Annotated in this window: 10 protein-coding genes; all 10 read right to left on the reverse strand. The window is 60.4% G+C overall.

What is annotated here, in order from left to right; translation table 11 throughout:
• Positions 1–59 precede the first annotated feature (59 nt).
• The 10 genes from ONB52_05610 to ONB52_05655 all read right to left on the reverse strand — a co-directional run bounded on the left by ONB52_05610 (position 60) and on the right by ONB52_05655 (position 14,361).
• Positions 60–3,107, reverse strand: a complete 3,048-nt coding sequence (locus tag ONB52_05610) for an SUMF1/EgtB/PvdO family nonheme iron enzyme (GenBank protein ID MDZ7415625.1) — start codon at positions 3,105–3,107, stop codon at positions 60–62.
• Between the two features lie 20 nt (positions 3,108–3,127).
• Positions 3,128–3,361: a type II toxin-antitoxin system MqsA family antitoxin gene (locus ONB52_05615; protein MDZ7415626.1), complete on the reverse strand. Its 234-nt coding sequence runs from the start codon at positions 3,359–3,361 to the stop codon at positions 3,128–3,130.
• Positions 3,358–3,573, reverse strand: coding sequence for a DUF4258 domain-containing protein (locus tag ONB52_05620; protein MDZ7415627.1), 216 nt, complete (start codon positions 3,571–3,573; stop codon positions 3,358–3,360). Before ONB52_05620 ends, ONB52_05615 begins: the two co-directional genes overlap by 4 nt.
• Before the next feature lie 117 nt (positions 3,574–3,690).
• Positions 3,691–4,689, reverse strand: coding sequence for a DUF1028 domain-containing protein (locus ONB52_05625; protein MDZ7415628.1), 999 nt, complete (start codon positions 4,687–4,689; stop codon positions 3,691–3,693).
• Positions 4,690–4,741: 52 nt separating this feature from the next.
• Positions 4,742–5,887, reverse strand: a complete 1,146-nt coding sequence (locus ONB52_05630; GenBank protein MDZ7415629.1) for an acyl-CoA dehydrogenase family protein — start codon at positions 5,885–5,887, stop codon at positions 4,742–4,744.
• A 287-nt stretch (positions 5,888–6,174) separates the two neighbouring features.
• A complete protein-coding gene (locus ONB52_05635) occupies positions 6,175–6,948 on the reverse strand; it encodes an enoyl-CoA hydratase/isomerase family protein (GenBank protein ID MDZ7415630.1) in 774 nt (257 codons plus the stop codon).
• Between the two features lie 42 nt (positions 6,949–6,990).
• On the reverse strand, positions 6,991–8,298 hold the full coding sequence (locus ONB52_05640; protein ID MDZ7415631.1) for an amidohydrolase family protein: 1,308 nt from the start codon (positions 8,296–8,298) through the stop codon (positions 6,991–6,993).
• Positions 8,298–9,356 (reverse strand): hypothetical protein, encoded by a 1,059-nt coding sequence (locus tag ONB52_05645; protein MDZ7415632.1) that lies wholly within the window; start codon positions 9,354–9,356, stop codon positions 8,298–8,300. Before ONB52_05645 ends, ONB52_05640 begins: the two co-directional genes overlap by 1 nt.
• Before the next feature lie 407 nt (positions 9,357–9,763).
• The gene (locus ONB52_05650; protein ID MDZ7415633.1) at positions 9,764–11,386 is read right to left on the reverse strand and encodes a hypothetical protein; all 1,623 of its coding nucleotides are present in this window, start codon (positions 11,384–11,386) and stop codon (positions 9,764–9,766) included.
• Between the two features lie 53 nt (positions 11,387–11,439).
• Positions 11,440–14,361 carry a hypothetical protein gene (locus ONB52_05655; GenBank protein ID MDZ7415634.1) on the reverse strand — a complete coding sequence of 974 codons (2,922 nt, stop codon included), beginning with the start codon at positions 14,359–14,361 and terminating at the stop codon, positions 11,440–11,442.
• Positions 14,362–14,456: the final 95 nt, after the last annotated feature.

Below are 14,456 nucleotides of genomic sequence, written 5' to 3' on the forward strand. Positions count from 1 at the left end.
AAAAACCGCAAAGCGGTTTTTGCCTTTTCAGGGGTTCAGTTGGTCAGGTATTCAGGATTTCAAAAGCTTGATGACTCGCCGACCACGCACACCCGGAAACCGAGGCCGCGGTCCCAGTGGACGGGATTGATGAGGTAGCGCCCCGACCCGCGAAGGTGATCAAGGTCAGTCGTATAATAAGCGCCGCCACGCAAAGCCCGCCAATCATACGGTCCAACTTTACGCCAATTCTTCAACAAGTCGCGATCTTCCCCCAAAACAAAATCCGGCTTGTCCCATCCATTCAAGCACCACTCCCACACATTGCCGGCCATGTCCATGAGGCCTTCCGGGGTAGCACCGGCAGGATAAGAGCCTACCGGTGTGGTGTGGCCAATTTTTTCGCCGTAATTGGCGCGCGTCTCATCCGGTTTCTCATTTCCCCAGGGATAAATACGCTTGCCGCCGGTCGCCGCCCATTCCCATTCAATCTCCGTTGGTAAACGAAACACCAAACTTTCTTTTTGCTTTTTGCTGTTTGCTTTTTGCTGTTCCGTCAGCCAGTCACAGTAGGCCATCGCCGCGTACCACTTTATGGCCGTCACCGGCTGATCGTCGCCGAGAAAGCGTTTGTTAGTTTCCCTACTCTCATACTCTTCACGTTCTTCCTTAGACAACGATTCAAGGAAAAGGCGGTAGCGCTTGTTGGTCACCGGGAATTTGGCAAAATACAAATCCGGCACTTTCACTTTCTTCTTGGTGGTAGAGAAGGTGTACTCACCGCCGCGGATGAGAATATATTCGGCGTTGTCTTCAAGGGGATTGAAGAAGCGGTCAGTTCGCGGGGTGATAACTGCCGGCGGCTTTTCCGACCATTCGATCAGAATCGCCTCGGCCAATTGGCGCAGGCGCGGCTCTTTGTCATCGTGCACGAATTTGACCAGCTCTTTGGCGGCATCGGAGCGCAACAGGCGCACACCCTGCAGGGCGTTGTAGCGTTTCTGCCAGCTCAAGCGCTTGTCGCGCAAGACTTTTTCAAACGGCGCCAGCGGCTTGACCGCGGCTTCCTGCAGCATTTGCAAATACAGCGGCGAGGTGGAGCCGTCGTTCTTTTCGTGCTTGAGAAAATTCTCCAAAAACGCCGGAAAGATCGTCGGGCTGGTGAGGCCGGCGGAGAACAAAACGGTTTCGCGCCACCAATCGTCGCCGAAATTTTCCACCAGCACATTCGCCGCGTTTTGGTTGGCAATCTCAATCGCCGCCAGAAACTCACGAAAGGATTTGTGTTGGAAAGTGTAGGTCTCGGCGCCGGAGCCCACCAACACGCCGGCGCGGTCGCGGATGTTTTCGAGAAATTCAGCGGGCGGGGTGCCGGGCCGCACTTCCTGCAGCTTGGCGGCGATTTGGGCTTCCACGTTGGCGCGGGGCGTTTCGTCCTCGCCTTGCTGCTGCATCCACAGCGCCAGCGGCCGCAGCACCAGTTTGGCCTTGGCCGCGCTCAGCAGCGGCTCGATTTTCTTGGTGAGATCGCGGTGCTCGAGCAGATAATCGATACTGCGGTTGTACAATTCGACGCGCTCGCTCGACAGGCTGCCCTGCTCTCTCCATATGATGGCCATGATTTGCAGGAGCACCGGAATGCCGGCCATGTCGGCGAGGGAGCGGTTTTCTTCCTTGCTGAGAAATTCCATGATCGCTTGGGCGTGAACCGCGGCGTCATGCTCGATGTCCTGCAAGCGGGCCGGATCATTGAGCTCGGCGGTTTCCAGGCTTTCCAAACCGGCGGCGCGGAACCATTGCTGCAAAAACGTAGCCTGCTGCCCGGTGTTGAGATCGAGCACATCGGCGCGGGTGTGCGGCGTTTGCAGAGCCACGCCCTCGGCCTCGCGGTAGCCGGTGAAACGACAGGTGACGACAAAGGTGGATTCACCATAGGCGGGTGCGGCTTTGTCGATCCATTCGCAAATCAGGCGCCGGGTGTTTAAATCGCTGACTTCGTCGAGGCCATCGAGCAGCACCAATGCGCCGGGCTGATGCAACCAGGCGTCGAAATTCTTTGCGGTAATATTTTGATTATGCGATTTGGCCCACTTTGCCAGCGCTTCGGTGAAGGGCTTGGCGGGATTGATTTGGCGCAGCGGCACCAATATCGGGATCAACGGCCGTTGTAGTTGAATCTTGCTGCGGGTATCGGCCTCGAGACAGCAGATGGCAAAATATTTGAGCAGGGTGGTTTTGCCGGAGCCGGGCCCGCCGAGGATGAGCAGAGATTTTTCCTTCTGCATCGCCCGCGCTAAAACTTGCGGCGGGGTAAGGGTGCGCTCCTCACGCTCTTCCGGGGCGGGCAAGCGCTTCTTTTCCATTTCGCGCCATTGTTCAGAAAAACGCAGGGAGACGAAAACATCCAGCAGGCGCACGTCGATGTTGGCGTGGGAGAGAAAGCCGAACAATTTGATCTTGCCGTGCTCGTTGCGGACGAAGTTGAGGTAATGCTGGGTGAGATCGTCCGCCGGCAATTCTGGCGGCGGCGGTGGTTGTTTTTTCTGCAAAACTTTTTCGCCGTACTCGAACAGCAGTTTGGTGAGATCGAAGCGCACGCGGCGTTCAAAATCGTCGGTGGTGGCGAAAGGCTGCACAAGCCCCTGATGCGCCCTGTTCGCCTCGAATTGCTCAAAAAAAGTTTTTACGCACTTGTATTGGTCGGGATCGAGCTGATTGAGATCGACCGGCGGACGGGTGCAACGATAAAACATGATGCGCGGGCGACCATTCTTTTTCCACGAATCATAGGCAAGATTGAATTCTTCCTCGGTGCCGGAATCGTACGCTCTGCCGGTTTGCGGATCGCTGCCGCCGGTTGGGCTGCCGAAACGCAGCCATAGGATGCCGATGAAGATGTCCCACGATTTGACTTTCAATTCGTCGAGGATCACTTGTTGGGACCGGCCCATACCGGGCGTCACTTCGCGCCAGTCCAGGACTTTGAGCGTCACGCCCAATTGGTCAGCGACATTGCCCTCGCGATTGAGTTCATCTGCAACGGCGCGAACCACGTCGCGCTCTTTGGTCACATCGCCGGGCGAGGCGAGGAAGATGCGGAGCTTTTTGTAGTTATTTCCCGCGTTCATTTTTTGCCTTGAACCCCATGCTAAACGATGGCCGCTAAATCATATACTGGTGTCTTGATGGTGCGTTTGGGTTTTCTCTCACCCCAGACAGTTTTCTGGAGTTTTTCAACCGTTGCCGGGTCAAAATACTGTTCCCCGCATTGTTGGCAAACTTCGGCGGGCACATTTTCCACCACGACGGGTTTGCCCCGATAAAAAATGGAGTAACTGATCAAGGAGCGGACACGCGTGCCGCCGCAAATATCACAATTCATTTTGGTTTCATCACTTTGAAATCGATCCATTCATCAGGATTAGGCTGGTAGATGGTAATGATTTTCACTTTTATTCGGCTGGGGTAAGAAGTCTGTACATGAAGCCAAGGACCAACAAAAGTTTGTCCTGCGATCAAGCAGCTTGGGCCATGCTTGTCTTGCGGGTAATCTTCGATAATCTCGCCATTTGAGATGCACTCTTTCATTCTCATTTTTTTTTCCCCTCGGCGCCACGCTCAAAATCGTCTGCAACTGCGCCTCATCCACTTTCGACAGGCTAAAATCCGCTAAAGCCGATTCAGGGGTTTGCAAAAACGACCTTTGCGCTCTCACTTTTTGCTCCTCGGCACCATGCTCAAAATCTTTTTCATGCCGGCATCATCAACATTCAGCAAGCCGACGCCCGGCAGCCGCGGCGTGAGCTCCGCCCAGTTGGGATCGCCGGTAAAAACTTTTTTGAACAGCGGCAGCGATTCCTCAAGGCGATTGGCATTCACGAGCGCAACCGCATGCCAATACGCCATTTCCAAATTATCCGGAAACATGGCTTCGGCAGCGCCGTATTCGCGCATGGCACCGTCCATGTCGCCGTGCTCGACCGCAAGATCGCCGGCATTCATGTGTTGATAAGCCCGATGCACATTGACCAAGCGGCGCAGTTCTTTCAGCGGCTCGGGATGATCTTCGACGCGCAGCTCCATCACGCGATCCACCCACGGCCTGCCGGTGTTGCTGGCGCTGACGATCAGAATGGCCGCGGATTGTTTGCCGCGAATGTCGCCACCGACCGCCTGCGCGGCATCGAGAGCAGCAAGCATTTTGTCGGCGAGATCGCCAGTGGTACTTTTGTAGGCTTCCGCCATCGCCGGCCAAACTTTGTCGTTAAGCATGAGATTGGCCTGCACGGAAAAATTGTCGCCAATGATGTGTCCGGCGCCGGGGATGCACTTGCTGCCGGTGTGTGCGGCAACGTTGCCTTTGGCGTCGATCATCGCGACCTGGCGCACCGCCTCGCCGGGATCAGCGGCAATCAAACCCGCGAGCGCTTGCGGGGCGGTTTTGCCGGCGCGCATCAACTCCAAGCCGAGCGGCCCGTACGCGGGATCGACAAACGATTGCGTGGCGACCGCGCCGACGCCGGCTTCGGCCCAGGTGACCAGCGAGCCGACGGAAAACCAATGCGACTGCACCGCGACGCCCATCTGGCCGGTGGCCGGATCGCGCGCGACAATCGAATAAGTATGAACCGGCCGGAGAGACTCTTGTGCAAAAATTGAAGAAAAACCCCCGAGAGAGAATAGAAAAAGCATGCGATAAGAATGAAACATCACGCCTCCTTCTTGAATTTGGTTGCGGTTCTCTTCCAGTTGCAACAGTCAGTCATCCATTTCGCTCAAAAATCTCCTTTGCAATAATCAGCCGCTGAATCTGGCTGGTGCCTTCATAGATCTGAAAAATCTTGGCATCGCGCATGAGCTTTTCCACCGGATATTCTCGCGAATAGCCGTAGCCACCGAAAACTTGCACGGCGTCGGTGGCGATGCGCATGGCAACATCGGCGGCGAAGCATTTGGCGTAGGCGGCCTGCAGGGTGTTGCGTTTGCCCTGATCGATGGTCCACGCCGCCAGCCAGGTGAGCAGGCGCGCGGCTTCGATGTCTTTGGCCATGTCGGCGATCATGAAGCTGATACCCTCATGCGCCGCGAGCGGCACGCCGAAGGCTTTGCGCTCTTTGGCGTAATGGGCGGCGTGCTCCATCGCCGCGCGCGCCAAACCAACAGCCAAGGCCGCAACCACAGGGCGCGAGTGATCGAAGGCGGCCATCGCCGCCTTCCAGCCGTCACCTTCTTTGCCGAGCATGTTGGCGGCGGGAACTTTTACCTCTTCAAATGAGACGCCGCGGGTGTCGGAACAGCGCTGGCCCAGCTTGGGCTCATGCTTGCCGATTTTCACGCCGGGTGCATCCGCCGGCACAATAAATCCGCTGATGCCCCTGTGGCCCCTGGCGGGATCGGTGTAGGCCAGCACGAAAAACCAGCGCGCATAGCCGGCGTTGGTGATCCACATCTTCTGGCCGTTGAGCAGGTAGTCCTCACCGATTTTCCGTGCGGTGGTTTTGATCGCCTGCACATCGCTGCCGGCGCCGGGCTCGGTGACCGCATAGGAGCAGAAGGCAAATTCTTCGGTGAGCGGGGTGAGAAATTTTTTCTTTTGTGCTTCATTGCCGGCGACGATCACCGGTGCGATCGCCAGCGTGTTGCAGATCATCGTGGTGCCGACGCCGGTGCAGCCCCAGCCGATTTCCTCCGCGATCAAACATTCTTCGAGCACGCCCAGGCCAAGGCCGCCGTACTCTTTCGGCACGTGCACGTTCATCAACCCGAGCTCCCAGCCTTTGCGGCACACTTGCTCGGGGAATTTTTCCTGCTCGTCGAGCTGCGCGGCGACGGGGCGGATTTCGTTTTGCGCGAATTCATGCGCGAGCGCGCGGAACTGCTGCTGTTCTTCGGAGAGGGAGAAGGCGATCATGGCTCAAGCTTTTTCACTGGGTAAGATGCCGCTGTTTTGATTTTGTTTGAATTTCAGTGCGTTGCTGCCGGTTTTGTCGGGGACACGTTTGGGTTCGGTATTTGGGAGGGAGGGACACAGACCTCCTGTTTGCGTGCACGCAGGCGGGTTGCGCGATGGCGATGCTGTGTTGGGGCGATTTCGTGGCAATTTCGCACCCCGCCAGTCGTTCCGTTTGGAGTCACGCAAAATTTCCTTTCGGAGGTGGAATGGCACGTCGTCCCTGCAAGGATTCCTGCCGGGTGTCACTTGCGTGCCGCCCAAAATTCCGCAATCGCCCGGGCCGCCTGCGGGGATTCAAAGCATAAAGCCTGCGCGTAGATTTCATATTTGAGCACGGCTTCGAGCGACTGCGTCAGGGTTTGGGCCAGACCCTTCTTGAGCAGCCGCAACACCAGCGCGGATTTTTCCGCCAGCGCCTGCGCCAGCCGCCGTGCCGCGGGCAGCAGTTCTTCGTCCGGCACCACCTGATTCACGATTCCCAGGCGCAGCGCTTCTTCCGCGGAAAGCATGTCGCCGGAGAGGAGCAGCGCCGCCGCCCGCGCGGTTCCCACCAAACGCGGCAGGAAATAGGTGCAGCCGAGATCGGGATGCAGGCCGAGGCGAATGAAGGGAAAGCCCAGGCGTGCGCCCGCCGCCATCAGGCGCAGATCGCAGGCCAGGGCCAGGCTGGCCCCACCGCCTGCCGCCGCGCCATTGATCGCGGCGATCACCGGTTTGCCGGCGGTGTGAATCAATTCCACCGCCTCGCTGCCGGTCATCACCAGCACGCGGCCCTGGTCGATGTCCCTGGCGGCGGCGAGTTGTTCCAAATAGGCGATATCGGCGCCGGCGCAAAAGCCCTTGCCATTGCCGGTGATGATGACGGCACGCACCTCGTCATCATCGAGCAGCTCGCGCAGCGCCACGGGAATCTCCTGCACCATCCGGGCTTCGAAGGCGTTCAACCGCTCCGGCCGGTTCAGGCGCAGGAGGCCCACGCCGTTTTGCTTCTCGAGCAGGAGGAATTGATAGTTCATGCAGGAGATTCTCCAGATTGCTGTGCCCGCCCGGCGCGGCGGTCATTCGTTTTTGTAGACCACGCCCTCTTTCATCACAAAGACGACATGCTGCAGGGCTTTGATATCTTGCAGGGGATCGCTGGCGACGGCAATCACGTCCGCAATTTTGCCGGGGGTGAGGGTGCCGAGATCATCCAGCCGGCCGAGCAGCCTGGCGGCGTGATAGGTGGCGGATTTGATCGCCGCCATGGGCGGCATGCCGGCTTCCACCATGTATTGAAACTCGATGGCATTGCGGCCATGGCGGAACACGCCGGCATCGGTGCCGAAGGCAATCGGCACGCCCGCCCGCCACGCTTTGGCAAAAGTCTGCTGAATCACCGGGCCCACAGCCAGGGCTTTGGGGACGACCACCGGATTGTAGTAGCCCGCGATTTGCGCGGAATCGGCGACGGATTTGCCCGCGGTGATGGTCGGCACGTAGTAGGTGCCATGCTGTTTCATCAGGGCGAAGGCTTCCTCATCGAGATAGGTGCCATGTTCGATGGAAGCCACGCCGGCACGGATGGCGCGCTTGGCACCTTCTGCACCATGGGCGTGTGCCGCGACTTTGCGGCCGAAATCCGCCGCAGTCTGCACGATGGCGCGAATCTCGGCCTCGGTAAATTGCGGATTGTGGGCATTGCCGGAAAGCGACAGCACACCGGCGGTGGCGGTGATTTTGATCCAATCCGCGCCGCGTTTGATCGCCAGCAACGCCGCCTGGCGCGCGCCCTCGACGCCGCTGATCACGCCTTCCGCGATATCGGGAACGCCCAGAATATCCTCGCGATAACCGTTGGTGGGATCGGCGTGGCCGCCCATCACGGCCAGGCTTTTGCCGGCCACCAGCATGCGCGGGCCGATGATGTCGCCGCGGTTGACCGCGTCGCGCAGGGCGCGGTCCACGCCTTCGCTGCCGCCCAGGTCGCGCACCGTGGTGAAGCCGGCGAGCAGGGTGTTTTTCAAGTATTGGGTCGCGATCAAGGCCTGATCGACGGGATAGAGTTGAAAGCGCCTGAGGTAGCCGCCCTTTTCGGTTTGACCGGAAAGATGGGTGTGCATGTCCATCAAGCCGGGGAGTACGAACTTGTTTTTGAGATCGATGACCGTGTCGTTGCTTTGCGCGGGCAGAAAGCCGGGCTCAAGTGCCTGGATGCGGCCGGCGTGGATAACGAGCGTGACCTTGTGGCGCGGCTGGTCGGCGAGGCCGTCCAGCAGGGTGCCGGCGTGAATGAGCGTGCGTTGTGCCCGTGCCGGCGCGGCGCACAGGCCCAGCAACACCAGCAGATTGAGGAGGCGCTGCCAGCGCGCCCGTGTTTCGTTCATCAATTCCCTCCGTAGTTGAAGTGAGAGGCAAGCCGGCGGCCTCCGGGCAGGGCATAACCCAGCGCGAGGTTCACGAAGCGCTGGCCGGTGAAATTTTGATTGAGCAGATCACCTTCGAGCCAGCAGGCCGTGAACCGAAAATCGCCGAGCCGCAGCCGCACACCGCCGGTCAGGAAGATCTCGGATTCCGGACCATCAACAAATGCGGAGTAGTCTTTCAGGAAAGTGAAGGCGCCAAGCCCGATTTCGAGCCGGGGGGAGAGGCGGAGAGTGCTGCCGCCATAAAACTGCCATTTCTCGATCGGGATGTCGGCCTCGAAGTCTTTGAATTCCGCCTCGGCGCTCAGCCGCAGGCGCTGGAACAGGAGCGGCGTGCTCAGGCCCATGCGCAGGGTGAGGGGATCTTCCTGCCGGAAGAATTCTCCGCCATAGGCACCCGCCGGGCGGATGATCACCGTGCCGCCGGCTTCATAGCGGGAGTGAGTGGCCAGGCCGAACTGCCAGCCGCGATAATGCCACAACGCTCCCACTGCAAAACGCCAGGCCGAATCACCGCCTTCGCGCCGGGCTTGCGCAAACTCATCGGTCATGGTGGCGCGGCGCCACTGCAGACTGCCACCGACGTGAAAGTGTTCGCTGAGCGCGGTTGCCAGCGCCACTCCGATGGCATCCTCCTGCCGTGATTGCAGGGCCCGCGCCTCGCCTGCTTCGGCGAGTTGCAGGAGCGTGCCCCGGTGCATGGCTCCAAAATCCAGGGTGTAGTCGGTGGGGCGATGATAAAACAGGCCGAGGCCGAGCCCGGACAACGGCCGCCAGGCCACCCCGGCATATTGCACCGGCTGATATTGTGCCTTGATGTTGATGTTCAAGAAACGAAAGAAATCCGTACCGGAGGCCCAGCCGGTCTCGACAAAGAGGGCAAGATGATCCGGCAGGTCGGCAAGACTGGCGGGATTGATCAACATCGCGGCGGCATTTCCGGCGGTGGCGGCCATCGCGCCGCCCTGCAGGTATGCCTCTGCGCCGAGCCGGTAGGGATGATGGTACCATCGCCTCACCAGGTTTGATGAGGCGGAATGTGCTTGGCGGCCGAAGGCGGATTGCAGGAGCAGAAATAGGAGGGCGGCTGCGGGAAGAAACTTGCGCCAGGGCATCATGCGAATTTGCGGAGAGTGATCGGGTTTTGAGCTTGTCGGATTGCGCATGAATATAGTTTTTTCCGGGACAAAGTCAAATGTTGGCGGCCCGGGTGTGTCCTGCCTCCGTTGCGTGTGGGGACGCAGCGCAAATTTCTTGTCTGCAGGCGGCGATGTCCGCTGTCACCACCTGTATTGTGCCTGCAGGCTTGCTGTTGTCTGGAAGAAAGGGATCGCCCGGGCCTCAAAAAAGAAAAGCCATGAAGCAGGTTTCACGGCTTTTCCAAAGCGGCAAGGCGCCGGAGCATGTCATGCCCGGAATCTTTATTTCAAAAAAGCTGCTCCCAGAGTTGGTTGAGTGCGGGTTGATTCAGCGCTTCAATCCGGGTGCGCAGTTTGGGCAGCTCTTCCTCCATGAGTTGCGTGATGCGGCGGTCGAAATAGATCGGGCCTTGCACTGCGATCTTGCGGGTTTCATAGAGGCCGTCGAGCAACGAGTCCAGAATCTCGCGGCGGGTTTCACTGCTGTCTTTGCCGGCCGCAGGGAGATTGAGCGATAGCTTCAAGGTGTGCTCATTGATCCAGGTTTCATAACTGAGCGCCAGGTCGAGGGTGCGGCGCTGGAGGGACTCGGCGGCATCGGCTTCGAGCGGCGCCCCCGCTTCGCGGCAGCCGCGCGCCAGTTGTTGCAGGCCCCCGGCGGTGCGACGCAACCTGTCCAGCTTGAGCGCCGTGATGTTGGGCGGTGCGAGCAGAGGCTTGGTGCTGCTGGCTGCCACCACGCCGTCAATCGCTTCGACGATCTCTTCCAGGCTGGCAGCACGGGTTTGGGGCTCGCCCGCAATATCCCAGCGGCTGGCGGGGGCTTCAGCCGTCCGGGTGGCTTGCAGCGCCTTCGCGACAGACACAGCACTGCCGGCGGCGGCAAAACCGGGCGTGGCAGCATTGCCGTTTCCCGGGTTGTTTTGTTTTGCCAGGCTGGCGAGAATTTCATTTTGTGCGGTGAGGGCTCTTTGCGTGGCCTCGGCCATCTGCTGCAATTTCGCCAGCATGTCGCTCATGGTCGCAGTCTCTGCTGCCGGAGTTTCGCTTTGAGGTTCAGCATCCTTGTAGAGAGAAGCAAGGCGATTGGCCGGCAGAGGCAGATCATCGGTGGTGGCGGCAGTCGGGGTGAGGGGGCGCGGGTTGCGAACCGCCGGCGCGGGAATTCGTGTGGGGCCGGGCGTTGCGGCCAGCGGTGTCGCGGCCATGATGGTTTTGGCGTGGGCCGCACCCGGCTCACGCGTGCCGTGTGGTCCGGATGAAGTATAATCTGAAAATTGCCGGTTTTTGTTGTTGCTGAGAATACTGAGCACCACCGTCAGCAAAACGCCAACCACGACCAACGCCAGCAACACCCAAAGCAGCACCTTGCCCTGGGTCACAGCCGGCTCCGTTGCCGTGATTTGGCCCCGATTGGTTGCCACGGAGTCGCTGTCGGCGGTGGCGCGGGCCAGGGAATCGGAAGCAGGCGGGCTGGCGATCGTGAGCGGCGTGCCGATGATGAGCATGGCGGTGGCGGGCGGTCGTTGTGGTTGCTCGAGATTGACAAAATCGAACCGCAGCGTAAAGAGGCCGCTGGAATCGGCGGCGACGCGCAGCGTGAGATCGAGTTCCGAGAGAACGATGAGGGCCGTGTCCTGCAGGGCCCATTGATAGGCGGGCGCGGTGTGCAGGACGAAGCCGCGGCTGGCATGCAGGCGGCAACGGTGACGCTGCAGCCGGAAGGAATCCACCACGGCCAGGGTGAACTGGACTTCGAAACTGTCAGCGGCGGTGCGGATGGCGGGCATCTGCAAGGTTTGACCCGGGGCGAGCAGGAGACGCCCGGCTTGCGGAGTGGGCGTGCTGCTGCCATCGAGCATGGCGAGCAGCGAAATCCAGCACAGATGTGCAATCCTGGCAATCATCATAAAAACTCCTGAACAGAAGCTGATTCATGGGCGAGACCGGCGGCGCCGGTCGGTCAGAGTCGGAGGTAGATCACGTGCTCGCGGCCGCGGGCTTGCAGCAGGACGTGAAGCTCGTGAGTGGCGGTCAGTTTCAAACGCAGCTTGCCGGTGCAAACGAGCCGGAGCAGTTCCTGGTCGCGCATGTCACCGGGCAGCGGCGGATTGAAGTCGAGACGACAGGAGGCCAGCAATTTGGCATCATCGGGCAGGTGCAGCGGCCCCTCTTTCTCACTGGCATAAAAGCTGATGAGCGTGTCCCGCGTCAGGCCAAAGGCGCGCACGATGTACTCCGTATCGAGCAGGTCTTCTTTGCTGATGACTTCCCAAAAGCGCAGCTCATCGCCGGCACGCAGACCCAGTCCAATACGTACACCGGTGCGGCGGGGCTCCGACTCTCTGCCGGCCTCGATCCAGCCGCCGCGGGTGAGATGGCGCAGGTAGAAAGCGCCGCCCACGGCAGTGGTGGATTTCAAACCGTTGATGGGCAGCAGTGATCTGGCCGGCTTGCCGTCGAGACTGTAGACGACTTTGCAGCGCTCGGCAGGGAAGATTCTTGCCATGCGCGAACGCACGAACGGAAGCAGGGTGCTCTTGCCGGTGAGCCGCAAAATGTCCGGGCTCTCCAGACCCGCCTTGTGCACCATCTGCTGCAACTGCAGCACGTGCATCTCCAGGCTGGCGGCCACGAGATTCTCCAGCCACCCCGCGGTGACCGCGAGATTGGAAACGGTGGCAGCGAGCATTTGGCCGGCGCTCACGACCTGCAGCGTCATGTGCCTGAGCGTGCAACTCTGTTCGGAGGTCAGCTCGGCCAGACTGCATTTGAGTTGTTCGGCACGGCGCAGCAGGCGCCGCCAGTTGAGATAACCGGCCTTTTCGATCTTCATTTGGGGCAACTCGAACGGCCGGTTCCAGAGCGGCACCACCACCGGCGCCGGCAAGCGCTGTTCGAGTTGCGCCACGGCTTGCTCCATCAAGTATTTTGCCAGGGCAATGGTGATGGTGTCACCGCCAAAGGTTTCATCCCCGTCGACGCTGACCGTCTTGAGATTCAATTTGATGGCGCTGCTGGCCACCAGCGTGCGTCCGGCTTCCGGATACAACTCCAGGCAGGTCAGGGCCATGCTGGTGTTGCCTGCGCCCAGGTCATAAGTCAGCACATGCCGCCGCTGTGGGGTGGCGGGCGGGGCGCCGGCTTCGGTTTTCCACTGGTTCACGCGTGCCAGCAGACCCTCAAAACCCGCGATGACCGGCGACGGCTGCAGCCAGGAGTCATCGGTCAGCATGACGCCGGCAAGTGCGAGCGCCTGGCGCAGGGCGTTTTTCTGTGCGGCTGTGAAAGTTGCGGGATGGGCCACCAGCATGTTTTGCAGCAGGCACGCGCCAAAATCTCCGGCCTCGCCGCGCTGCGATCGGCGGCGATACAGCTCTTCGGCGAGATCGTTTTCAGCTTCATAGATGAGGCGCTTGAGAAAATCAACGACAATGGTCTGCGCCGGGAGCATGACGGTGGCGCCGGATTCACGCAGGAGGATCTCGCGATCTTGTTCCACGCCCAGGTGCTTTTTGACATCGTGGATGACCTGCATGATCGCCTCGACGCCGGCGCTGGCCGCCAGGGCCGCCTGGCCGATGTCATAGCGCCGTTGCCCTTCCGCATCAATGCCGTGATACAGAATCACGCTGGGCACGAAGGCCTCGCCATTCACGCGCAGCAAGTGCGGCGGAGAAGCGGCCTGCTCGTCACGCTCCGCCACCGCCAGGCAGGTGTGGCTGGTGCCGAAATCAAGAGCCGCCACCCCGCGATATGGCTGCGGCACGCGCACTTCAATTTGCATCGGCAGGCGGGTGAGATACGTGGCGGGCGTGCCGGCGTGATAACGAAAAGCCAGTTCCCCGGCAAACATCGTGGCGGAAGGCGAAGGCGCCGGTGAAAGGAGAAAATGAATCGTCTCGATTTGTCTGGGCATGAGCCGGATGGGCACCGCGGGGCGGTGCAGCGCCACAACGGCTTCGAGAGACGGCGCAGGGGTGATGGCGATGATGTCGATCGGCAATGTGCCGGCGTTGCGAACCTGCAATGCCAGCCGGCGGCTGCGGCCGGCCAGCGCCCAGGTTCTGCACTGCAATCGTTCCTCGACCCGGTGTCGCACCAGCCCGGGAAACTCCAAGCGCGGGATCGGATGGGGCAGAATGCGCAACGGTGAATTGAACGGCGCGAAGGTGCCGGGCGGATTGCTGCACACCAGCTTCAAGGCTGCCAATACCGGCTGGCCGCTCTGCAGGTAGGGCGCGATGAATTCCCGTGTGACTTCCACTTGAAAGGCAAGCGTGCCGTTGTCCCGGCCGGCTTCGAGTTGGCCCGGCAGAGAATGAAGGCCCTCGGGCACGAGCTTGATGGCGGGAAGATCGCAGGCCAGATCGCGGATGGCTGCTTTGCCACGGCGCAGGCGAATGCGGCCGCCGGAACTGCAGCGCAGAATTGGGGAATTCGCCGGCAGCTGGTCGAACAACTGCAGCGTCGGCGTCAACAATTCGAATTCCGGCAGCGGCAGGACTTCGAATTCGCATGCCGGGAGATCCAATAGCGGGCTGGTGATGATGCGGCAACTGATTCGCAGACTTTCCCGCTGACCCTCCGCAGGCGTGGCGGGTTCGGGCTGGATGGGGGCCGGGGGCTGGCCGCCGGTCTCATTGCTGTCTGCCGCAGCAACGGCTGCCCGTGGCATCAGTGCATGCAAAGCCGTGGCCGTAATTTTGCCGGGCAATTCCCGCACTTCGCCGGGTTGCAGCAGCAGCGTGGTTTTGGCGGCTTTCGCGGCCGTCTCCTCGGCTGCCAGGGGGGGCTGCAGGCGCGGGAAATGTGCGTAGCCTGCCGGCTCCGTGACCACCTCCATCACCGTGACCGGCAGGCGGCCGGTGTTCTTGAGCAACAAACTGATTGCCGGCTGGCCACCGTCTGGCGGCAGAAAGTAGACGAGATCAGGCGAGCCGCTGCATTCGACTTGATAGAGGAGACAGCCGCACCAGG

Source organism: candidate division KSB1 bacterium (genome assembly GCA_034506255.1).
GTDB lineage: Bacteria > Zhuqueibacterota > Zhuqueibacteria > Zhuqueibacterales > Zhuqueibacteraceae > Coneutiohabitans > Coneutiohabitans thermophilus.